At 70.5% G+C, this 20755-nt stretch carries 18 protein-coding genes; 10 read left to right on the top strand and 8 right to left on the bottom strand.

Features of this window, described 5'->3' with window-relative positions; translation table 11 throughout:
• Positions 1 to 20: 20 nt before the first annotated feature.
• The 3 genes from AC1RL8_RS19200 to fdhD are packed head-to-tail and all read left to right on the top strand — an operon-like array spanning position 21 to position 3575.
• Complete coding sequence (locus AC1RL8_RS19200; protein WP_492685802.1) at positions 21 to 2363, top strand: FdhF/YdeP family oxidoreductase; 2343 nt, start codon at positions 21 to 23, stop codon at positions 2361 to 2363.
• Entirely contained in the window at positions 2360 to 2650 is a 291-nt protein-coding gene (locus tag AC1RL8_RS19195) for a hypothetical protein (RefSeq protein WP_492685803.1), read from the top strand. Before AC1RL8_RS19200 ends, AC1RL8_RS19195 begins: the two co-directional genes overlap by 4 nt.
• A 19-nt stretch (positions 2651 to 2669) precedes the next feature.
• Positions 2670 to 3575, top strand: a complete 906-nt coding sequence (fdhD, locus tag AC1RL8_RS19190; protein WP_492677318.1) for a formate dehydrogenase accessory sulfurtransferase FdhD — start codon at positions 2670 to 2672, stop codon at positions 3573 to 3575.
• Here the strand turns inward: fdhD and mnmH are convergent.
• From mnmH to AC1RL8_RS19165, 5 genes are read right to left on the bottom strand one after another with little or no spacing between them, the layout of a single operon-like run.
• Positions 3512 to 4579 (bottom strand): tRNA 2-selenouridine(34) synthase MnmH, encoded by a 1068-nt coding sequence (mnmH, locus tag AC1RL8_RS19185; protein WP_492685804.1) that lies wholly within the window; start codon positions 4577 to 4579, stop codon positions 3512 to 3514. The genes fdhD and mnmH overlap by 64 nt on opposite strands.
• A gap of 35 nt (positions 4580 to 4614) precedes the next feature.
• The gene (gene phnE / locus AC1RL8_RS19180) at positions 4615 to 5412 is read right to left on the bottom strand and encodes a phosphonate ABC transporter, permease protein PhnE (protein ID WP_492685805.1); all 798 of its coding nucleotides are present in this window, start codon (positions 5410 to 5412) and stop codon (positions 4615 to 4617) included.
• Positions 5409 to 6245, bottom strand: coding sequence for a PhnE/PtxC family ABC transporter permease (locus AC1RL8_RS19175; RefSeq protein ID WP_492685806.1), 837 nt, complete (start codon positions 6243 to 6245; stop codon positions 5409 to 5411). The genes phnE and AC1RL8_RS19175 overlap by 4 nt, the downstream gene beginning before the upstream one ends.
• Positions 6242 to 7060: a phosphonate ABC transporter ATP-binding protein gene (locus AC1RL8_RS19170; protein WP_492685807.1), complete on the bottom strand. Its 819-nt coding sequence runs from the start codon at positions 7058 to 7060 to the stop codon at positions 6242 to 6244. Before AC1RL8_RS19170 ends, AC1RL8_RS19175 begins: the two co-directional genes overlap by 4 nt.
• A 13-nt stretch (positions 7061 to 7073) precedes the next feature.
• The gene (locus tag AC1RL8_RS19165) at positions 7074 to 7937 is read right to left on the bottom strand and encodes a putative selenate ABC transporter substrate-binding protein (RefSeq protein WP_492685808.1); all 864 of its coding nucleotides are present in this window, start codon (positions 7935 to 7937) and stop codon (positions 7074 to 7076) included.
• A 111-nt stretch (positions 7938 to 8048) separates the two neighbouring features.
• Here AC1RL8_RS19165 and selD point away from each other — a divergent pair, with 111 nt between their 5' ends.
• The 3 genes from selD (at position 8049) to AC1RL8_RS19150 (ending at position 13408) form a co-directional block, all read left to right on the top strand.
• Positions 8049 to 9128, top strand: coding sequence for a selenide, water dikinase SelD (gene selD, locus AC1RL8_RS19160; RefSeq protein ID WP_492685809.1), 1080 nt, complete (start codon positions 8049 to 8051; stop codon positions 9126 to 9128).
• A gap of 163 nt (positions 9129 to 9291) precedes the next feature.
• A complete protein-coding gene (locus AC1RL8_RS19155; RefSeq protein WP_139700252.1) occupies positions 9292 to 11808 on the top strand; it encodes an ABC transporter permease in 2517 nt (838 codons plus the stop codon).
• 106 nt (positions 11809 to 11914) lie between these two features.
• A complete protein-coding gene (locus tag AC1RL8_RS19150; RefSeq protein WP_492685810.1) occupies positions 11915 to 13408 on the top strand; it encodes an AAA family ATPase in 1494 nt (497 codons plus the stop codon).
• Positions 13409 to 13527: 119 nt separating this feature from the next.
• On the opposite strand, the gene AC1RL8_RS19145 is transcribed toward AC1RL8_RS19150, so the two are convergent.
• Both AC1RL8_RS19145 and AC1RL8_RS19140 read right to left on the bottom strand, forming a co-directional pair.
• Positions 13528 to 13740, bottom strand: a complete 213-nt coding sequence (locus AC1RL8_RS19145) for a prevent-host-death protein (protein WP_492685811.1) — start codon at positions 13738 to 13740, stop codon at positions 13528 to 13530.
• A 63-nt stretch (positions 13741 to 13803) separates the two neighbouring features.
• Positions 13804 to 14706 (bottom strand): LysR family transcriptional regulator, encoded by a 903-nt coding sequence (locus AC1RL8_RS19140; protein WP_492685812.1) that lies wholly within the window; start codon positions 14704 to 14706, stop codon positions 13804 to 13806.
• A 125-nt stretch (positions 14707 to 14831) separates the two neighbouring features.
• Here AC1RL8_RS19140 and AC1RL8_RS19135 point away from each other — a divergent pair, with 125 nt between their 5' ends.
• Both AC1RL8_RS19135 and AC1RL8_RS19130 read left to right on the top strand, forming a co-directional pair.
• Positions 14832 to 16355 (top strand): MFS transporter, encoded by a 1524-nt coding sequence (locus AC1RL8_RS19135; RefSeq protein WP_492685813.1) that lies wholly within the window; start codon positions 14832 to 14834, stop codon positions 16353 to 16355.
• A gap of 99 nt (positions 16356 to 16454) precedes the next feature.
• Positions 16455 to 18413, top strand: a complete 1959-nt coding sequence (locus tag AC1RL8_RS19130; RefSeq protein ID WP_492685814.1) for a bifunctional metallophosphatase/5'-nucleotidase — start codon at positions 16455 to 16457, stop codon at positions 18411 to 18413.
• 7 nt (positions 18414 to 18420) lie between these two features.
• Here the strand turns inward: AC1RL8_RS19130 and AC1RL8_RS19125 are convergent, their stop codons facing one another.
• On the bottom strand, positions 18421 to 19320 hold the full coding sequence (locus AC1RL8_RS19125; protein WP_492685815.1) for a LysR family transcriptional regulator: 900 nt from the start codon (positions 19318 to 19320) through the stop codon (positions 18421 to 18423).
• A 125-nt stretch (positions 19321 to 19445) separates the two neighbouring features.
• On the opposite strand from AC1RL8_RS19125, the gene AC1RL8_RS19120 reads away from it, so the two are divergent.
• Entirely contained in the window at positions 19446 to 20201 is a 756-nt protein-coding gene (locus AC1RL8_RS19120; RefSeq protein ID WP_492685816.1) for an SDR family oxidoreductase, read from the top strand.
• A 36-nt stretch (positions 20202 to 20237) separates the two neighbouring features.
• Complete coding sequence (locus tag AC1RL8_RS19115) at positions 20238 to 20738, top strand: DUF1097 domain-containing protein (protein WP_492685817.1); 501 nt, start codon at positions 20238 to 20240, stop codon at positions 20736 to 20738.
• Positions 20739 to 20755 lie beyond the last annotated feature (17 nt).

Here is a 20755-nt window from a genome sequence, read left to right as displayed (position 1 = left end):
CGCAGGCCAACACTGCCGCCATGAGCGAGCAGAAGATCGAGTTTTACAAGGGCCCCGCCGGTGGCTGGGGCGCGTTGCGCAGCGTGACCAATGCGCTGCTGCGGCAGGACATTCCGGTCAAGGGCGCGAAGACGCTGCTCTCGGCCAACCAGCCCGACGGTTTCGACTGCCCCGGCTGCGCCTGGCCCGACCGCAACCATGCCTCGACCTTCGAGTTCTGCGAGAACGGCGTGAAGGCCGTGGCCGCCGAGGCCACCGCGCGGCGCGCCGGCCCGGAGCTGTTCGCCAAGCACACGGTGGCCGAGCTGGCCCAGCAGAGCGACTTCTGGCTCGAAGACCAGGGCCGGCTCACGCACCCCATGGCCTACGACGCGGCCAGCGACAAGTACGTGCCCATCGACTGGGACGACGCCTTCGCGCGCATTGCGCAGCACCTGAACGCGCTGCCCGACCCGAACCAGGCCATCTTCTACACCTCGGGCCGCGCGAGCAACGAGGCGGCCTTCCTGTACCAGCTGTTCGTGCGCGAGTACGGCACCAACAACTTTCCCGACTGCTCGAACATGTGCCACGAGCCCAGCGGCAGCGGCATGCGCCCGCAGCTGGGTGTGGGCAAGGGCACGGTCACGCTGGAAGACTTCGAGAAGGCCGACGCGATCTTCATCTTCGGCCAGAACCCGGGCACCAACCACCCACGCATGCTCGGCGAGCTGCGCGCGGCCTCCAAGCGCGGCGCGCGCATCGTGAGCTTCAACCCGCTGCGCGAGCGCGGGCTGGAGCGCTTTGCCGACCCGCAGGACAAGCTGGAGATGGCCACGCTGGGCTCCACGCCGATCAGCACGCATTACTTCCAGCTGCGCGTGGGCGGCGACTTCGCGGCCGTGAAGGGGATGATGAAGCACGTCATCGAGCGCGAAGACGCGGCGGTGGCGCGCGGCGAGCCCTCGGTGCTCGACCACGCATTCATCGCCGAGCACACCCTGGGTTTCGAGGCGCTGGCCGACGACCTGCGCGCCGAATCGTGGCTGCTGCTGGTGCAGGAGTCGGGCCTGAGCGAAGCGCAGATCCGCGCGGCGGCCGACGTGTACCTGGGCGCCAAGCGCGTCATCGCCTGCTGGGGCATGGGCATCACGCAGCACCAGCATTCGGTGGCCACGATCCAGATGCTCGGCAACTGGCTCATGCTGTGCGGCCACATGGGCCGCGAAGGTGCAGGCGCCTGCCCGGTGCGCGGCCACAGCAACGTGCAGGGCGACCGCACCATGGGCATCTGGGAAAAGCCGCCGGCCGCGCTGCTCGACCGGCTGCAGCAGGTGTTCGGCTTCGAGCCGCCGCGCCAGAACGGCGTGGACACGGTCGAGGCGATCCAGCTCATGCTCGACGGCAAGGGCAAGGTGTTCTTCGCGCTGGGCGGCAACTTCGCGGCCGCCACGCCCGACACCTACCAGACCTGGAAGGCGCTGCAGCAGTGCGACCTCACGGTGCACGTGACCACCAAGCTCAACCGCAGCCACATCATCCACGGACGCGAGGCGCTCATCCTGCCGTGCCTGGGCCGCACCGAGATCGACATGCAGGCGAACGGCCCGCAGGGCGTGACGGTCGAAGACTCGATGAGCATGGTCCACATCTCGATGGGCATCAACCCGCCCGCGTCGGAGCATCTGCTGTCCGAGCCGGCCATCGTCGCGCGCCTGGCCGCGGCCACCATCGGCGCGCGCAGCAGGACGCCGTGGCTCTGGCTCGTCGAAGACTACGCCCGCATCCGCGACAAGATCGAAGCCGTGTTCGACGACTTCAAGGACTTCAACGCGCGCGTGGCGCACCCCGGCGGCTTCCGCCTGCGCAACACGGCGAGCGAGCGCGTGTGGGCCACCGCGTCGAAGAAGGCCGTGTTCTTCACGCACGCCGTGCCGCTGGACACGCACGCCCACCGGGCCCGTGCGCGCTTCGCGTCGCAGCGCGACACGCTGGTGTTCACGCTGCTCACCACGCGCTCGCACGACCAGTACAACACCACCATCTACGGCATGGACGACCGCTACCGCGGCGTGTTCGGCCAGCGCCGCGTGGTGTTCATCCACACCGACGACATCCGCCAGCTCGGTATGAAGGACGGCGACTGGGTCGACATCCAGACCGTGTGGAGCGACGGGCAGGAGCGGCGTGCGGATCGCTTCAAGCTGGTCGCCTACGACATCCCGCGCGGCAATCTCGCGGCCTACTACCCCGAGACGAACCCGCTGGTGCCGCTCTCGTCGGTGGCCGAGAACGCGGGCACGCCGACCTCCAAGTCGATCCCCGTGGTGCTGTCGCTGCATGTGGCGCCGGTCGCGGCGGAGGCCGACGCCGTGGCGGCATGAGCGATTCCGGGTTCGATGCCGACGCCTTTTCCATCGCGATCCTGCGCGCGCTCGCTGAAGCGCCCGGCGAAGGCGGCATGTCGCTGCCGCGCCTGGGCAAGCGGCTGGGGCAGGGCGCGAGCGTGGTCATGCGCCAGCTCACGTTGATGGGCGACGCCGCGCTGGGCGGCGTGCGTGGACCCGGCTGGGTGCGCGTGGTGCAGCTGGACGATCGCTGGGTCGCACACCTCACCGACGCCGGGCGCGCGGTGCTCGAGCGCCTGCCGGCTGACGAAAAACCCGGCTGAGCGGACAATGGCCGCGGCCATGACAGACACCCCCGAACCCGACGCCCTGCCGCCTCTCGCGCGGCATGCCGTGCACGTCTTCGGCGAGCGCGGCCTCGCGCCTGAGGGCGTGGTGCGCGACGACACGCTGGCTGCCGAGGTGCCGGTGGCGCTGGTGTTCAACGGCGTCTCGCACGCGGTGATGATGGCCACGCCGCAAGACCTCGAGGCCTTCGCGCTGGGCTTTGCGCTCAGCGAAGGCATCCTCGACAGCGCCGCCGACTGCCGCGGCATCGACGTGCGAACGGTCGAGGCCCTCGATGCGGGGCTGCCCGAAGGCATGCCGGGCATCGAGGTGCAGCTCGAAGTGTCCACGCGCAGCTTCGAACGCCTGAAGGACCGGCGCCGCAGCCTCGCGGGCCGCACCGGCTGCGGCGTGTGCGGCGTCGAAAGCTTCGCGGGGCTCGACCTGTCGCCGCAGCGCGTACCGCCGCGCGACTGGATCGAACGCATCGACCTGGCCACCGTGCTGCGCGCCTTCGCCGCCATGCCGCCGCGCCAGGTGCTCAACGCCGAAGCTGGCGCGATCCACGCGGCGGCCTGGGCCACGGTCGACGGCGAACTCACCGACCTGATGGAAGACGTGGGCCGCCACAACGCGCTCGACAAGCTGCTCGGCGCGCTGGCGCGTGCGAATCGGCTGCAGGAGCCCGGCTTCGTGCTGATGTCCAGCCGCGGCAGCCACGAGCTGGTGCGTAAGTGCGCGCGCCTGGGCATCGCGGCGATGGCGACCATCTCGGCGCCGACCGCGATGGGCGTGCGCATGGCCGAGCTCAGCGGCCTGCGTTTCTGGGGGCTGTGCCGCGCGCCGCGCGGCGTGCTTTACGCCGACGGGCTCGGTGCGCCGAGCGCCAGCACCGCGTCGGCCACGGCCTCGATGCCCTGATCCGAGAGGTCGGTCGCCCCCACGCTCTGGCGCCTGGCCCACGCGCGAAAGTGCGTCTCCTGCGACTTCTGGTAGTGCGGGTCGTAGTGCAAGGACATCAGCTCGGCGAACAGGTGTGGCAGGTCGGCCTCGTGGGCCCACTGCTGCCAGCGCGTCACCGTTTCCTTGCCCTGCAGTTCCTTGAGCACGCCCATCTTCTCGGCGAGCGCCGCGCGGTCGTCGCCCAGGTAGGCGTAGTCGCGCAGCAGGTAGGCCAGCCGCGCCTCGGGCGTGGCTTCCACCTCGATGCACGGCGCGGCGCGCATCTGCGCCACCAGCGACAGCGGCAGCGACAGCCGCCCGATGCGCACGCTCTCGCCCTCGACATACAGCGGGCGCGAGAGGTCGATGGCTTCGAGCACGGTCGCGATGCGGGTCTCGAAGTGCTTCTGCGAAGGCTGCGGCACGCCCGGCAGCGCGCCGAGCAGCGAGCCCTTGTGGTTGGCGAAGGCTTCCAGGTCGAGCACCTGTGCGCCGCGTTCGGCCAGCGCGTGCAGCACGCGCGTCTTGGCGCTGCCGGTGGCGCCGCAGACCACGCGCAGGTCGAGCTGCGGCGTCAGTGCGTCGAGCTGCGAGATCACGTGGCGGCGAAAGCTCTTGTAGCCGCCCGCGAGCTGCTGCGCGTCCCAGCCCACGAGCCGCAGCCACGTGACCATCGAGCCGCTGCGCATGCCACCGCGCCAGCAGTAGACCAGCGGCTTCCACTTCTCGGGCCGGTCGGCCAGCGTGTCGCGCAGGTGCGTCGCGATGTTGGCCGCCACCATGGCACCGCCGATGCGGCGCGCCTCGAAGGCGCCGGTCTGCACGTAGACCGTGCCGACGATGTGGCGCTCCTCGTCGTTGAGCACGGGGCAGTTGATGGCGCCGGGGATGTGGTCGAGCGCGAACTCGGCGGGCGAGCGGGCGTCGATGATCGAATCGAAGGCGTGGCGGTCGGCCACCCGGACGGGCTGGCGATGACTCATGGCTGAAGGGACCTCATGCCGCCATTGTCGGCCACTCAGGCGTAGGCGGGACCTAGGCCCTTTCGCAAGCGAGCACTCGCCAAGTCGACAAAGGTGACCAGCACGAACATGGCGATCAGCACCGTCATCGCCTGCTGCTGCTGGAAGATCGACAGGTGGAAGTACAGCAGCTGGCCCAGCCCGCCGCCGCCCACGAAGCCCAGCACAGCCGCCATGCGGATGTTCATTTCCCAGCGGTAGAGCGTGTAGGCCACCCACTGCGGCAGCACGATCGGCAGGCTGGCGTAGCTGAAGGCGGCGACCGGGCCGGCGCCCGAGAGCGCCAGGGCCTGCTCGGGCTCGCGCGGCGCGTTCTCCAGCGCTTCGGCGAAGAGGCGGCCGAGCACGCCGGTCGTGTGCAGCGACAGCGCCAGCGCGCCCGCGAACGGCCCGATGCCGGCGGCCAGCACCATCAGCGCGGCCCACACCAGCTCGGGCACGCTGCGCAAGAAGTTGAGCACGAAGCGCGCGCCATGGCGCAGTGGCCCGCCGATGCGGCCCGAGGCCGGCAGCGCGAGCACGGCGCCCGCCACGGCGGCCAGCACGGTGCCCAGCGCCGACACCGCGAGCGTCTGCAGCGCGCCGTGGCCGACCTTGGCCAGGAACTCGGGCGACACGTCGGGCGGGAAGAACTCGGCGATGAACTTGCCCATGAGCTTGAGCGATTCGGCCGAGCCCAGCGCGCCGTAGTCGATGCCCAGGTAGACGAAGCTCGCGATCACCGCTGCGGCGATCAGCGCGACGGCGAGCCAGCAGCGCAGGCACAAAGGAGGGCGCGGCGGCAGCGTCGTCATGCCAGGAGCTTTCGCAGCGCGTTGCTCAGCATGTCGGCCAGCAGCACGAGCGCGAGAAACACCAGCAGGATGCTGCTGGCCTCGCCGCCGTTGAGCATCTTCATCGACTGGTCCATCAGCTGCCCGAGGCCGCCCGCGCCCACGAAGCCCATCACCACCGAGGCGCGCACCGCGCATTCCCAGCGGTACACGGTGTACGAGGCCAGCTCCTGCGCCGTGTGCGGCAGCAGGCCGTAGCACAGTGCCGCAAGCCGGCCGCTGCCGCTTTCGAGCAGGGCGCGCGCGGGGCGCGTGTCGGTCGATTCGAGGATCTCGGCGTAGACCTTGCCGAGCATGCCGCCGTAGGTGATGGCCAGCGCCAGCACGCCGGCCGCGGGGCCGAGCCCGAGCGCGCGCACGAACAGCAGCGCCCACACGATCTCGGGAATGGCGCGCAGCACCATCAGCAGCCAGCGCGCCGCCTGCCGGACGACGCCGGCCTGCAGCCGGCCAGGGCCGGGTCCGATGCGAGAGATGGAGAGCGCGCGCGTGGTCACGAAGCCCAGCGGCGCGCCGATCAGCAGCGCCATGGCCGTGCCGGCCGTGGCCATGGCCAGGGTCTCGAGCGTGGCCTTGGCGAGCAGCGCGAGAAAGGCCGGCGAGCTGTCGGGCGGGAAGAAGCCCGCAAGAAAGCCGCCGATGACCGCGAGGTTGCCGCTGCCGAACAGCGCCCAGGGCTTGAATTCGGAGAGCGCGAGCACCGGCCAGGCGACGGCCAGCGCCGCGAGCCAGGCGGCCAGGCGGCGGCCCGCGTGCGGATCGCGCAGGGCGGGGTGGGCGAGTGTCGCCGTCACGGGCAGTCCGGCCGATGGAAGGCCGGTTCGACCGTGCCTGCCGTGAGGGCGACCGGTCCTTGCGTCGCCACGCCGCCTTCGCTCGCGTAGAGCGCCTCGAGCAGCGCCGGCGTCACCTCGGCGGCCGGCAGGTCGAAGGCGACCTGCCCGTCGCGCATGCCCACGATGCGCGGAAACCAGCGCAGCGCCAGGTCGACCGCGTGCAGCGACGCGACCAGCGTGGCGCCGGTCGATTCGCTCTGCGCCACCAGCTGGCCCACGGCCGCGTGCGCGAGCGTGGGGTCGAGCGCCGACACTGGCTCGTCCGCCAGCAGCAGTGCGGGGCGCTGGTACAGCACGCGCGCGATGCCCACGCGCTGCAGCTGGCCGCCCGAGAGGCGGTCGCAACGGTCGAACAGCCGGTCTTCGAGCGCGAGCCGGGCCAGCGCCGCATGCGCGCCCGCGATGTCGGACGGATAGAACAGCGAACCCAGCGCGCGCGCCGTCGACCACTGGCCGAGCCGGCCCGCGAGCACGGCCGTGACCACGCGCAGGCGCGGCGCGATCGGCGGCGCCTGGTGCACGGTGCCGATGCGCGCGCGCAGCTGCTTGAGCGCACGCGCCGGCAGCCGCCACGGGTGCTGGCCCAGCGCCTGCACCTGGCCTTCGCCGGGCCGCAGCGCCGCGCCGAGCACGCGCAGCAGCGTGGTCTTGCCCGCGCCCGAGGGCCCGATGACGGCGATGCGCTCGCCGTCGCGCGCGGCCAGCGTCACGCCGGCCAGCGCGCGCTGGCCGTTGGGGTGCACCACGCCCGCGCTGTCGAGCGAAAAACTCATCCGCGCAGTCCGCTCACTTGATGAGGCCGGCCGACTTGCCCGCCGTCTCGATGCCGTCGTAGTTCGACGACTTGGTGGGAATGAACTTGCTCGCGCGCTGCAGCGCCATGATCTCCTTGTGCGCCGGGTTGGCCGGGTCCAGCTTCAGGAAGGCGTCGGTCAGCTTCTTCGTCACGGCGGCGTCCAGGCCGGGGCGCACGGTCCAGTTGTAGTCGTAGTAGGTCGGCGTGGTGGCCAGCACGCGCACCTTGGCGGCGTTGGGGTTCTTGGCCTCGACCAGCTTGTCCCACACCGAGGCGTTGAGCACGCCCGCTTCGGCGCGCGAGGCGGCCACGAAGGCCACGGTGGCGTCGTGCGCGCCCGAGAACGCGACGGTCTTGAAGTCCTTCTCGGGATTGATGCCCGCCTGCAGCAGGAAGTAGCGCGGCATCAGGCTGCCCGAGGTGGACGAGGGCGCGCCGAAGGCGAAGGTCTTGCCCTTCAGGTCGGCCAGGGTCTTGGCGGGGCTGTCGATCGGCACGATGAACTTGCTGGTGAACACCTCGTCTTCCGCGCGCTGCACGATCGGCACCGCGCCGCCGTTGGTGCGGATGCGCGCCTGCACGAAGGTGAAGCCGCCCAGCCACGCCAGGTCGATCTTGTTGGTGGCCAGGCCCTCGACCACGGCGGCGTAGTCGGTCACGGGCGTGAACTGCACGTCCATGCCGGTTTCCTTCTTCAGGTAGTCGCCCAGCGGCGTGAACTTGCGCTGCAGCTCGGTGGGCGCCTCGTCGGGAATGGCCGACACGCGCAGCACGCCCTGGGCGAAGGCGCTCACGGCGGTGAGGGACAGGGCCAGCGCGAGGGCGAGCCGGGACACGGTTTGTTTCGTTTGCATGGTGTGATGACGCGTTCAGTGGAAAAAGAAAAGGGTGTGTCGGGGCACGTGGGCAGACGGCGGTGCGGGCTTCGATAATCGCGGCTTGTTCCATTCGACCGACCTGCCGCCATGATCGAAGCCGCACCTTCCAAGCTCCTGAATCCGTTGGCGCCGCTGCGGCTCACCAGCTTCTCGCATGGGGGCGGCTGCGGCTGCAAGATCGCGCCGGGCGTGCTGTCGCAGATCCTCAAGAACCATGCGGGCGGGCTGATTCCGCCCGAGCTCATGGTCGGCATCGAGACCGCCGACGACGCGGCAGTCTACCGGCTCAACGACGAGCAGGCGCTGATCGCCACCACCGATTTCTTCATGCCCATCGTGGACGACCCCTACGAGTTCGGCCGCATCGCTGCGACCAACGCGATCAGCGATGTCTACGCGATGGGCGGGCGCCCGATCATGGCGCTGGCGCTGGTCGCCATGCCGATCAACCAGCTGCCGGTGGAAGTCATCGCCGAGATCGTGCGCGGCGGGCAGGACGTGTGCCGCGCGGCCGGCATTCCCATTGCGGGCGGCCACACCATCGATTCGGTCGAGCCGATCTACGGGCTGGTCGCGATGGGGCTGGTGCACCCCAAGCGCGTGCGGCGCAATGCCGACGCGCAGGCGGGCGACGTGCTGGTGCTGGGCAAGCCGCTGGGCGTGGGCGTGCTGTCGGCGGCGCTCAAGAAGCAGCAGCTGTCCGAGGCCGGCTACCGCCAGCTGATCGAGAACACGACCAAGCTCAACACGCCCGGCATCGCGCTGTCGGCGCTCGACGGCGTGCATGCGCTGACCGACGTCACCGGCTTCGGCCTGGCCGGCCACGCGCTCGAACTCGCGCGTGGCGCGGGGCTCGCGGCGGTGGTCGAGTGGTCGCGCGTGCCGCTGCTCGACAACGTGATCGCCATGGCCGGCGGCGGGCTGGTCACCGGCGCGTCGGGCCGCAACTGGGCGGGCTACGGCGCCGACGTGCAGTTGCACGAGGGCCTGCCGGCCACCGCGCAGGCGCTCATGACCGACCCGCAGACCTCGGGCGGCCTGCTCGTGAGCTGCGCGCCCGAGGCGGTCGAGGCGGTGCTGGAGATCTTCCGCAACGAAGGCTTCGGGCAGGCAGCGGTCATCGGCCGCGTGGAAGCTGGCGCGCCGGGCCTCGCCGTGCTGCCCTGAGCCGGGGCCCCGCCGGGCGGGTGGGGTCGTCATCGACACGCGCTCCTTCGTTTCTTTTTCGCATCGTGCGACAGGTCCGCGCAGCGGGCAACACCTGGCGGCCCCTTCATTCAATAACCCTTGAGTCCGCCGGTGCCGGTAGGCGTCGGCTATCGTTCGCGCCATGAACGCTTCCCTTCGCCTTGGCTGGCGCACGCTCTGGCGCGACCTGCGCGCCGGCGAGCTGCGCCTCTTGATCGTGGCCGTGGTGCTGGCCGTGGCCGCGCTCACGGCGGTCGGCTTCTTCGCCGACCGATTGCAGGGCGGGCTGCAGCGCGACGCGCGCCAGCTGCTGGGCGGCGACGCGGTGGTCGTGAGCGACAACCCGACGCCCGAAACTTTCATCGCACAGGCGAAGTCGCTCGGCCTCGCGGGCACCGGCACCTTCGGCTTTCCCACCATGGCGCGAGCGGAAGACGCCCAGGGCGGCGCCAGCAAGCTCGTGGCCCTGAAGGCCGTGACGCCGGGCTACCCGCTGCGCGGCAACCTGCAGACAGCGACCACGGCCGAGGGCGCGGGCGCGGTGACGCGCGACGTGCCGGCATCGGGCGAGGTCTGGGTCGATGCCTCGCTGCTCGACTCGCTGGGCCTGAAGGTCGGCGACACGCTGCTGCTGGGCGACACCGGCCTGCGCGTGGGCCGCGTGATCACGCTGGAGCCCGACCGGGGCGCGGGCTTCATGAGTTTTTCGCCGCGCGTGATGCTCAACCAGGCCGACGTGGCGCGCACCGGCCTCGTGCAGCCGGCCAGCCGCGTGGGCTACCGCTACGCCGTGGCGGGCGACGATGCCGCCGTGAAGCGCTTCACCGAATGGGCCGACGCCACCATCAAGAAGGGCGAGCTGCGCGGCGTGCGGCTCGACTCCTTCGAAGGCGGCCGGCCCGAGATGCGCCAGACGCTGGACCGCGCCGAAAAATTCCTGAGCCTGGTCGCGCTGCTCGCGGCGCTGCTGTCGGCCGTGGCCGTGGCGCTGGCCGCGCGCGGCTTCGCGGCCAGCCACCTGGACGACTGCGCCATGCTGCGCGTGCTGGGCCAGAGCCAGCGCACCATCGCCGCGGCCTACGCCTTCGAGTTCGCTGTGATCGGCACCGTGGCCAGCGCGATCGGCGTGGCCATCGGCTTCGCCGTGCACTATGTCTTCGTGCTGCTGTTGGCCGGGCTGGTCGAGACCGCCTTGCCCGCCGCCACGCTGTGGCCCGTGGCCTTCGGCCTGGGCATGGGGCTCACGCTGCTGTTCGCCTTCGGCCTGCCGCCGGTGCTGCAGCTGGCGCGCGTGCCGCCGCTGCGCGTGATCCGTCGTGATGTGGGCGGGCTCAAGCCCGCGTCGCTCGCCGTGCTCGGCATCGGCGTGGCGGGCTTCGCGGCGCTGCTGATGGCGGCCAGCAGTGACCTCAAGCTGGGCCTCATTGCGGTCGGCGGCTTTGCCGGCGCCGTGGCCGTGTTCGCGCTGCTGAGCTGGCTGGCCGTGAAGGTGCTGCGTCGCAGCGTCAGCGAGACCACCGCGCCGCGCTGGCTGGTGCTGGCCACGCGGCAGATCTCGGCGCGCCCGGCCTACGCCGTGGTGCAGGTCAGCGCGCTCGCCGTGGGCCTGCTGGCGCTGGTGCTGCTCGTGCTGCTGCGCACCGACCTCGTGGCGAGCTGGCGCAAGGCCACGCCGCCCGATGCGCCCAACCGCTTCGTCATCAACGTGATGCCCGAGCAGAGCGAGGCGTTCCAGAAGACGCTGCGCGACGCGGGCGTCGCCAAGTTCGACTGGTACCCGATGATCCGCGGCCGGCTGGTGGCGATCAACGACAAGCCCGTGACGCCCGACGACTACACCGAGGACCGCGCCAAGCGCCTGGTGGACCGCGAGTTCAACCTGAGCAACAGCACCGAGGCGCCCGCGCACAACAGCGTCACCGCCGGCGCCTGGACGCCCGAGGCGAAGAACGAGGTGAGCGTGGAAGAAGGCCTGGCCCAGACGCTGGGCCTGAAGCTGGGCGACACCTTGCGCTTCGACATCGGCGGCATGCAGAACGACGCGCGCATCACCTCGCTGCGCAAGGTCGACTGGGGCTCGCTGCACGCCAACTTCTTCGTGATGTACACCGTGGCCTCGCTGGCCGACGTGCCCGTGACCTACATGGGCGCCTTCCGCGCACCCGAGACGCGCGGCTTCGACAACGCGCTGGTGCGCAGCTTTCCCAATGTGACCAACGTCGACATGAGCGCCACCATCAACCAGGTGCAGCGCGTGCTCGACCAGGTGGTGCGCGCGGTCGAGTTCCTGTTCGGCTTCACGCTGGCGGCCGGGCTGGTGGTGCTGTTCGCGGCCGTCACCGCCACGCGCGAGGAGCGTGCGCGCGAGTTCGCCGTGATGCGCGCCGTGGGCGCGCGTGCCAGCCTGCTGCGGCAGGTGCAGCGCGCCGAGCTGGTGGGCGTCGGCCTGCTGGCGGGCTTCCTGGCGAGCATCGTGGCCTCGGTGATCGGCTGGGGGCTCGCGCGCTACGTGTTCGAGTTCACCTGGACCGCGTCGCCGCTCGTGCCGGTGGCCGGCGCGCTGGCCGGCGCGGTGCTGGCGCTGGCGGCGGGGTGGTGGGGTCTGCGCGATGTGCTGCGCCGGCCGGTGGTCGACACGCTGCGCCGCGCGGCCGAGTAGGGCAGCGCAGGCCCGTACAGTTTTTTTCTTCCGCGATCGGCAGGACGGGGCCGGGGATGCAATACATTCCCCGGCCCCGTATTCAATTCAGAAGAGAAATTCCTGCATGCGCTTGGCGTCATTCCAGATCACCAACTATCGCTCGATCCACGACAGCGGCTCCATCGATTCCTCCCAGATCACAGCGATCCTCGGCCGAAATGACAGCGGCAAGTCGAACCTGCTGCGCGCGTTGCACAGCCTGAACCCGACCGACGGGCTCACGGCACTCAGCCCCATCAAGGACTTTCCGCGGCACCGCCGCCTGGACGAATGCACCGACGACACCCCGGTGGTGCACACGCGCTGGGACCTCGACGCCTCCGAGCAGTTGGCACTCGCCGCCATCCTGCCGCGCGCGGCCGGCGTGCGCCAGGTCACGGCCGGGCGCGGCTACGGCGCCACGCGCACGACCGGCTTCGAGGGCCTGGGCCCACTGTCGATCGACGTGAGCGACATCAAGGCCAAGGTGCGCAAGATCGTGCCCGCCGTGAAGGCCGCGGCCGAGAAGGTCGCCGACGAGTTGAAGGCGCCGCTCGAACAGGAGGCCGACGCCTTCGACGCCGCCATGATCCCGAGCCCCGACTTCGTCAAGTGGTCGGCCGGCGCACTGCTGGCACTGCAGGCGCTGCGCCAGGCGCTGGCCACGGCCGGCGCCGAGATCGCCGACAAGCAGGCGCAGATGCTGACCGAGCTCGAGGAGCTGGCGCGCACGATCGACAACGACCAGCCCGCGCTGGCCCGCGCCCGCGCCTGGGTGCTGGAGAAACTGCCGCGCTTCATCTACGTCGAGGACTACGCCTCGCTGCCCGGCCGCCAGAACATCGCCGAGTACCTCACGCGCAAGGGCTGGGGCGAGCGCACGGCGGGCGAGCGCAATTTCGAGAAGCTGTGCCAGGTGGCGGGGCTCGACCCGCAGCAGCTGCAGGACCTGCTGGCGAAGAACGACCTGGCGACGCGCAATCAGTTGGTGAACCGGGCGGGCTCGGTCGTCACCTCGGAAATCCGCCGCGTGTGGAAAGACCGCGAACTCAAGGTCCGCTTCAACCTCGACGGGCAGCACCTGGAGACGCTGGTGTCCGACCCCAACGCCGCCTACGAGGTGGAAGTGAACCTCGACGAACGCAGCCGCGGCTTCCAGTGGTTCTTCTCGTTCTACGTCGCGTTCTTCGCGGACACGAAGGGCGCGAGCGATGCGATCCTGCTGCTGGACGAGCCCGGCCTGCACCTGCACGCGCATTCGCAGGCCGATCTGCTGGCGCACCTGGAGCACGACTTCGCCAACCAGATCCTGTACACGACGCACTCGCCGTTCATGGTGCCGACCCACCGGCTCGACGCAGTGCGCACGGCCCGCATGAGCGAGGCCGACGGCACGACGGTGAGCAACAAGGCCGAGGGCGACGTGCGCACGCTGTATCCGTTGCAGGTGGCGTTGGCGCTGAGCCGGATGGGGAGCGAGCCTGTGAAGACGCCGCCCAAGGAGAGCGCCCCGCAGGCCGAGGCGTTGCCCGCCGAGCCACGCGTCGTCACTGAAGTCGTCGCTGAAGCTGCTGCTTGATCCGGCCCGGCACCCGCGTCAGCGCGCGGTGCCTTGCAGGAATTCCCGCCCCATCGTGTAGGCGTCGTGGAGCGAGAGGATGGGCGCGAACATGATGTCGCGCCGGTCCGTCGAGCGCTTCATGCTGAAGTACTGCGCGTGTCTTCCTGGTCCAGTTCAGCGAACACTTCATCCGAAGGCCGGAATTGGTTCTGTTCGATTTCGGAACTGCCGTGCTCCAAGACTCTCAACAGCGCGGGTGTTTCTTCGTGTTCTTCGCAGGAGCGGGCTGAAAGGGGCTGCACGACCTCTGCGGCATGACTCTCGGGATCGTCGGTGGATTTGACCTGCATGGAAGAACTCATTGCGCGTCCCGTCGGTGCCGTGGATCAGACGGATTGTGGTCTGAATCGGTTCTAGCTCGTGTGTGTGTCTGCGCCATCGTCCCTGAACATGTGCTCACCCGCAAAGTCCACAAACGCCCGCACCTTCGGCGACAACTGCCGGCTCGACGGCCACAGCGCCGAGAATTGCCCCTGCCGCACGAGGTGCGCGGCCAGCACGCGCTGCAGCTCGCCACGGCGCAGTGCGTCGCGCGCCAGGAAGTCGGGCATGTAGGCAATGCCCAGTCCTGCGACAGCGGCGCCCAGCATGGCTTCCATGTTGTTGCAGACCAGGCCCGGCGGCAGCTGGGGCGGCAGGCCGGGCAGGTCCCAATCTTCGATCTTTCCGCCGGTCACGAACTTGTAGCGCAGGCAGCTGTGGCGGGCGAGGTCGGCCGGCACCTGCGGCACGCCGTGCCGCGCCAGGTAGGCCGGCGAGGCCGCGAGCACGAAGCTGAACGGGCCGAGGCGGCGCGCCACGAGCTGCGAGTCGACCAGCTCGCCACTGCGGATGGCCACGTCGACACCCTCGGCCACCACGTCGACCAGCCGGTCGTTGAAGTCGAGGTCGAGTTCGATCTCGGGAAAGCGCGCCTTGAACGCCGGCAGGATCGGCAGCAGAAAGCGGTAGCCGATGGTCGGCAGGCTCACGCGCAGGCGGCCGCGCGGCGTGGCGACGGCGTCCTGCAGCATGGCGCGCGCGTCGCCGAGCTCGTCGAGGATGCGGCGGCAGCGCTCGTGGAACATCGTGCCCTCGGCCGTGAGCCGCACCTGCCGCGTGGTGCGGTGGAACAGGCGCACGCCCATCTGCGCCTCGAGCCGCGCGACGTTCTTGCCTACGGCCGAGGCCGAGATGCCCAGGTCGCGGCCCGCCCGCGCAAAGCTCTGCAGGTCGGCCGCCCGCACGAAGGATTCGAGTCCGCTGAAGCTGTCCATGGGCTTGATTGGCAACCTGGGGTTGGCAGTGTGAGGAGCTGAGGGCCCATTTTCGTTTCATTGAATCCTTTTTATCTTCGCTTCACGCATTTCCCTTTTCCTTCTCCCGCGTGAAAGCCCTCCCGATGTCTTCCCCCGATTCCAACAAGGCCTGGCTGCTCGCCGCCGTCTGCCTGGCCGCGCTCGGCATGCCGCTGAGCTTCACCGGCCCGGCCGTGGTGCTGCCCGCGATCCGCGACGCGCTGGGCGGCACGCCGGTGCAGCTCAACTGGGTGACCAACGCCTTCATGCTGAGCTTCGGCGCCACGCTGATGGCGGCCGGTGCACTGGCCGATGCGTACGGGCGCAAGCGCGTCTTCCTGCTGGGCCTGGCGGTGGTGGCGCTGAGCAGCGCGCTGCTGACGCTGGCGCCGGGCATCGTCGCCTTCGACCTCGCGCGCGCCGTGCAGGGGCTGGGTTCGGCGGCGGCCTTCGCGGCGGGCACGGCGGCGCTGGCGCAGGTGTTCGACGGGCCGGCGCGTCTGCGGGCGTTCAGCCTCATCGGCACCTCGTTCGGCGTGGGGCTGTCGTGCGGATCGATCCTCTCGGGCTGGCTGGCCGACACCGTCGGCTGGCACGCCGTGATGCTGAGCCCCGGCGCCGTGAGCCTCGTCGCGCTGTGCCTGGCCGCGCCGCGCATGCGCGAGTCGCGCAACCCGCAGGCGAGGGGGCTGGACGTGCCGGGCACGCTGAGCTTCACGGCCGCGCTGAGCCTGCTCACGCTGGGCGTGCTGCAGGCGCCCGACAGCGGCTGGGGCAGCCCGTGGGTGCTCGCGGCGCTGGCCGGCGCGCTGGCCATGGGCGCGGCTTTCATCGCCATCGAGCGGCGCGTGGCGCATCCGATGCTCGACCTGTCGCTGTTCCGCTTTCCGCGCTTCGTCGGCGTGCAGCTGCTGGCCGCGGCGCCGGCCTACGGTTTTGTCGTGCTGCTGGTGCTGCTGCCGATCCGCTTCATCGGGCTCGAAGGGCGCAGCGCGCTGGAGGCGGGCGGTTTCATGTTCGCGCTGTCGGGGCCGATCCTCGTGGTGCCGACGCTGGCGGCGTGGCTCGCGCACCGGTTCTCGGCGGGTGTGATCTCGGCGGTGGGGCTGCTGGTGTGCGCGGCGGGGCTCGTGTGGCTCGCCCGCTGCGCGCCGGGCACGTCCTTGCACGGCCTCGTGGGCCCGCTGCTCTTGATCGGCGCGGGCATCGGCCTGCCCTGGGGGCTGATGGACGGCCTGGCCGTGAGCGTGGTGCCACGCGAGCGGGCGGGCATGGCGTCGGGCATCTTCAACACGGTGCGCGTCGCGGGGGAAGGCATCGCGCTGGCGCTGGTGGGGGCGGGGCTCACGGCCCTCGTGGCGCTGCAGCTGAAGGCGTCGTCGTCGCCTTCGTCCGTGGCGGTGTCGCAGGCGGCGCAGCGCGTGGCGACGGGCGATCTGGCGCAGGCGCTGGCCTTGCTGCCGGGCATGAGCCGCGCGGCGCTGCTGCACGCGTATGGCGTGGCGTTCGGAACGCTGCTGTGTGTGCTGGCCGGGGTGACGGTGCTGACAGCGGTGGTGGTGTTCGCATTCCTGCGCGGCGATGCGTCCGCGCGAGGCCACGCTGAAGCACTCGGTCAGAACGCGTAAGTCGCCTCATCCCGCACCCGATGAGGTGCTTTCATGGACACGTCATGCGCCGTTGCCAGCATCCCCGCTCGATCAACAGGAGCGGAGTGCGAGATGGTGATGAACAACAGTCGACGGGTCGTGGGAGCAGCTGCCACGGTGATTGCAGCCTGCGTGATGGCCGCCTGCGGTGGTGGTGGGGGCGGCGGTGTCGCGTTCCCGCCGATCGCCGTGGCGCCGCCGCCGGCGCCAGCTCCCGCGCCTGCACCGCAGGGCAAGGCGATCGACCTCACGATCCTGCACATCGACGACCACCACTCGAACCTCGAAGCGAAAGACAAGACGCTGCAGCTCAACGCGGGCGGCGGCGCGCCGGTGGCGGTCACGGTCAATGCGGCGGGCTTTCCGCGCGTCACCGCGGCGATCCAGGCGCTGGCCGCCCAGTCGCCGAACGTGCTGAAGCTGCATGCCGGCGACGCGCTCACCGGCACCCTGTACTTCAACCGCGCGGGCGCCGACGGCGAGGCCGATGCGGCGCTGATGAACACCGTGTGCTTCGACGCCTTCACGCTGGGCAACCATGAGTTCGACAAGGGCGACACCGGCCTGAAGGGCTTTCTCGACCTGCTGCGCAAGGGCAGCTGCCAGACGCCGGTGCTCAGCGCCAACGTGAACTTCGGCGCCCAATCAGCGCTGCACCCGTCGAAGGCGCCCGGCTACGTGAAGCGCTCGACGGTGCTCGAACGCGGCGGCGAGAAGATCGGCCTGGTCGGCCTGACCATCGCGGGCAAGACCAAGGCCTCGTCCAGCCCCGACCCCGACACCACCTTCGAGGACGAGACCGTTGCCGCCCAGCGCGAGATCGACCTGTTGCGCGCCCAGGGCGTGAACAAGATCGTCGTCATGAGCCACATCGGCTACGAATACGACAAGCAGGTCGCGTCGCGCCTGAGCGGCGTCGACGTCGTGGTGGGCGGCGACTCGCACACGCTCATCGGCCCCGACGCGCTCACCCGCTACGGCGTGGGCTCGCCGGCCGGTGCCTACCCCACGGCACTGACCGACAAGGACGGCAAGAAGGTCTGCCTGGTCCACGCCTGGGAGTACAGCCAGGTGGTCGGCGAGCTGAAGGTGAGCTTCGACGAGAAGGGCGATGTCACGGCCTGCAGCGGCACGCCGCACGTGCTGATCGGCGACGACTTCCGCGTCGGCGGCAAGCCCGCCGATGCCAACCAGCGCAGCGCCCTCCTGGCCGACGTGGCGGCCAGCGGCTTCCTGCGCGTGACCACGCCCGACCCCACGGCCACCGCCGTGCTGCAGCCCTTCAAGGACAAGGTGGCGGTGTTCAACACCACGCTGGTGGCCACCGTGACCGAAGAGCTGTGCTCGCGCCGCGTGCCCGGCGGCACGGGCACCGTCGACTACTCGCGTTCCAGCGTCTCGTGCAACGCGCTGGGCAGCGTGAGCCTGCGCGGTGGCGACATCCAGCAGATGGCGGCGCAGGCCTATCTGGAGATCGGCCACAGCAAGTACGGCGGCGCCGACATCTCGCTGCAAAGCGGCGGCGGCGCGCGCATTCCGCTGGTGCCGGGCAACGTCACGGCGGCGAGCGTGATCCAGGTGCTGCCCTTCGGCAACATGCTGTTCCGCCTCGACGTCACCGGCCGCGAGGTCAAGGGCATGCTCGAAGACGGCCTGCACGCCGTGTACGGCCCGGGCGGCACCACCGGCCCGTACCCGTACACCGGCGGCCTGCGCTTCGACGTCGATGCCACGCAGGCCAACGGCCAGCGCGCCAGCAACATCGAGGTGCGCGCGCCCGGCACCGGCGTGTGGGGCCCGCTCGACCTGGACAAGACCTACAAGCTGTTCGTGCTGAGCTTCAACGCCAGCGGCGGCGACGGCTACAAGACGCTGGCCGCCGTGCCCGCGGCGCGGCGCCTGGACATCGGTGTGCTCGATGCCGACGTGTTCTTCAACTACATCGAGTCCAAGCCCAAGGATGTCGGCTCGGGCCTGTCGCTGCTGCAGAAGCTGCCGGTCGAGCTCTACAGCACCAAGTCGTACAAGGCGCCTTGAGTCGTGCTCAGGCTTGTGCGGTGTCTTCTGCGAAGAGACCGCGCAGCCACTGCGTGAACACGCGCACGCGCGACGACAGCTGCCGGTTCTGCGGATACAGCACCGAGACCGGCATCGGCGGCGGTGCAAAGCCCGGCAGCACCGCCTGCAGGCGGCCGTCCGCCAGCTCGGCCGCCACGCGGTAGCGCGGCACCTGCACCAGCCCGAGGCCCACGACGGCGGCGCCCGTGTACAGGTCGGCGCCTGTGACTGACACGGTGGCGGCCAGTTGCACGGGCCGCACCTGGCCGTCGACCGTGAACTCGAGCGGCAGCGCCTTGCCCGTGCTGCTCGACACGTAGTGCACCGCGCGGTGCGAAGCCAGCGCGGCCAGGTCGGCGGGCTCGCCGTGCGCCGCGAGATAGCCGGGGCTCGCGACCGTCACCTGCGGCAGCAGCGCCACGCGCTGCGCGACCAGCGACGAGTCCTGCAGCGGGCCGGCGCGCAGCACGCAGTCGACGCCTTCGCGCACCAGGTCGACCAGCCGGTCGTCCTCGCCGATGTGCAGCTGCAGGCCCGGATGGCGGGCGAGGAAGGCGGGCAGCGCCGGCACCACGAAATGCCGCGCCAGCGTGCCCTGCAGGTTCACGCGCAGCAGGCCCTGGGGCGCCGCGTGGGTGAAGGCGCCTTCGGCTTCCTCCACGTCCGCCAGCAGCCGCACGCAGCGCTGGTAGTGGGCCTCGCCGTCCTGCGTGAGGCGCACCGTGCGCGTGGTGCGCTCGAGCAGCCGGGCGCCCAGGCGCGATTCGAGCCGCTGGATCAGCGTGGTGAGGGTGGCGCGCGGAATCTGCAGGTCGTCCGAGGCCTGCGTGAAGCTCTGGCGCTCGGCGATGCGCACGAAGGCCTGCATTTCCTGGAAGCGGTCCATGGGGTCGCCTTTCGCGCCTATTGTTTAAGTAAATGGAATTTTATTGGCAAATAAGTGCTGATTATCTTTTGAGTGGAATGGCCGAACATCCGATTCATCCACTCACCACCCCAAGGAATCGCACCATGAACACCGCCACTTCTGCTTTGCTGCCCACCCGCGTCGCCCTCGTTACCGGCGCCTCGCGCGGCATCGGCGCCGCCATCGCCCGCCGGCTCGCCGCCGACGGTTTCGCCGTCGCCGTCAACTACGCCGCGGGCGCCGCGCCGGCCGAAGCGCTGGTCGCCGAACTGAAGGCCACCGGCGCCCGCGCCCTCGCGGTGCAGGCCGACGTGGCGAACGCCGACGCGGTGCGCGCGATGTTCGACACCGTCGAAGCGCAGCTCGGCCCGGTCGACGTGCTGGTCAACAACGCCGGCGTGCTCCAGACCGCGCCGCTGGCCGCGCACAGCGATGCGCTGTACGACCAGACCTTCGACATCAACGTGCGCGGCACCTTCAACACCCTGCGCGAGGCCGCGACCCGGCTCGTCGAGGGCGGGCGCATCGTTAATTTCTCGAGCACCACGCTCGCGCTGCACATGCCCGGCTACGCGATCTACAACGCCACCAAGGCGGCGGTCGAGGCCTTCACGCATGTCTTCGCCAAGGAACTGCGCGGCCGACGCATCACGGTGAACGCCGTGGCGCCGGGCCCGGTCGCGACCTCGCTGTTCCTGGACGGCAAGACCGACGAACAGATCCAGGCCTTCGCCCAGATGCCGCCGCTGCAGCGCCTGGGCCAGCCGGAAGACATTGCCTCGGTGGTGTCGTTCCTGGCGGGGCCGGATGCGGGATGGGTCAATGGGCAGGTGCTGCGGGCCAACGGCGGCGTGGCCTGAGCGGTGGCCTCCCACGACATCCACGGAGCACGCACCATGCACCCGCCTTCACCCCGCGCGGCCACCCCGCGCTTCTTCAGCCTCGCGTACACGGCGTTCACGGCCGCCGCGGCCGTGGTGGCCGCTGCCGCTTCGGCGATGGCGCTCGTGCTCGAACTGCCCGTGTGGGCGATGTTCGTCGGCTGGGTGGCGTTCTACACCCGCGGCGCGACCGCACGCGACGGCGTGTTCAACCTCGTCTGCGTGAGCCTGGGCCTGCTGATCGGCAAGGGCGCGGCCCTGGCCATCGCCGCGCTGGCCCCGGTCGCGGGCGCCGCGGCGCTGCCGGTGGTGGTGCTGTTCGTGGCGCTCCTCGTGGTGTCGATGCGCAGCGTGCCGCGACTGAACAACCTGCCGTGCTATTTCCTCGGGCTGATCGCGTTCTTCGCGGTCCACCAGCCCCCTTCGCTGTCGCTGTTCGCCACGCTGGCCGGCGCGGCGGCACTCGGATCGATGGCGGCGTGGGTGGCCCACCTGCTGCAGCGCCGCGTGCACTGAGCACCGGACTTTCTTTT

This window comes from Variovorax sp. GW822-FHT04E09, from assembly GCF_058800845.1.
The sequence above is the reverse complement of the archived record's forward strand: the minus strand, read 5'-3'. Positions and strand labels throughout refer to the sequence as shown.

Bases quoted from the DNA above. Each gene is read 5' to 3' on its own strand.
- AC1RL8_RS19200 (WP_492685802.1), top strand. From the start codon at position 21: ATGAGCGAGCAGAAGATCGAGTTTTACAAGGGCCCCGCCGGTGGCTGG.
- AC1RL8_RS19195 (WP_492685803.1), top strand. From the start codon at position 2,360: ATGAGCGATTCCGGGTTCGATGCCGACGCCTTTTCCATCGCGATCCTG.
- fdhD (WP_492677318.1), top strand. From the start codon at position 2,670: ATGACAGACACCCCCGAACCCGACGCCCTGCCGCCTCTCGCGCGGCAT.
- mnmH (WP_492685804.1), bottom strand. From the start codon at position 4,579: ATGAGTCATCGCCAGCCCGTCCGGGTGGCCGACCGCCACGCCTTCGAT.
- phnE (WP_492685805.1), bottom strand. From the start codon at position 5,412: ATGACGACGCTGCCGCCGCGCCCTCCTTTGTGCCTGCGCTGCTGGCTC.
- AC1RL8_RS19170 (WP_492685807.1), bottom strand. From the start codon at position 7,060: ATGAGTTTTTCGCTCGACAGCGCGGGCGTGGTGCACCCCAACGGCCAG.
- AC1RL8_RS19165 (WP_492685808.1), bottom strand. From the start codon at position 7,937: ATGCAAACGAAACAAACCGTGTCCCGGCTCGCCCTCGCGCTGGCCCTG.
- selD (WP_492685809.1), top strand. From the start codon at position 8,049: ATGATCGAAGCCGCACCTTCCAAGCTCCTGAATCCGTTGGCGCCGCTG.
- AC1RL8_RS19155 (WP_139700252.1), top strand. From the start codon at position 9,292: ATGAACGCTTCCCTTCGCCTTGGCTGGCGCACGCTCTGGCGCGACCTG.
- AC1RL8_RS19150 (WP_492685810.1), top strand. From the start codon at position 11,915: ATGCGCTTGGCGTCATTCCAGATCACCAACTATCGCTCGATCCACGAC.
- AC1RL8_RS19145 (WP_492685811.1), bottom strand. From the start codon at position 13,740: ATGCAGGTCAAATCCACCGACGATCCCGAGAGTCATGCCGCAGAGGTC.
- AC1RL8_RS19140 (WP_492685812.1), bottom strand. From the start codon at position 14,706: ATGGACAGCTTCAGCGGACTCGAATCCTTCGTGCGGGCGGCCGACCTG.
- AC1RL8_RS19135 (WP_492685813.1), top strand. From the start codon at position 14,832: ATGTCTTCCCCCGATTCCAACAAGGCCTGGCTGCTCGCCGCCGTCTGC.
- AC1RL8_RS19130 (WP_492685814.1), top strand. From the start codon at position 16,455: ATGAACAACAGTCGACGGGTCGTGGGAGCAGCTGCCACGGTGATTGCA.
- AC1RL8_RS19125 (WP_492685815.1), bottom strand. From the start codon at position 19,320: ATGGACCGCTTCCAGGAAATGCAGGCCTTCGTGCGCATCGCCGAGCGC.
- AC1RL8_RS19120 (WP_492685816.1), top strand. From the start codon at position 19,446: ATGAACACCGCCACTTCTGCTTTGCTGCCCACCCGCGTCGCCCTCGTT.
- AC1RL8_RS19115 (WP_492685817.1), top strand. From the start codon at position 20,238: ATGCACCCGCCTTCACCCCGCGCGGCCACCCCGCGCTTCTTCAGCCTC.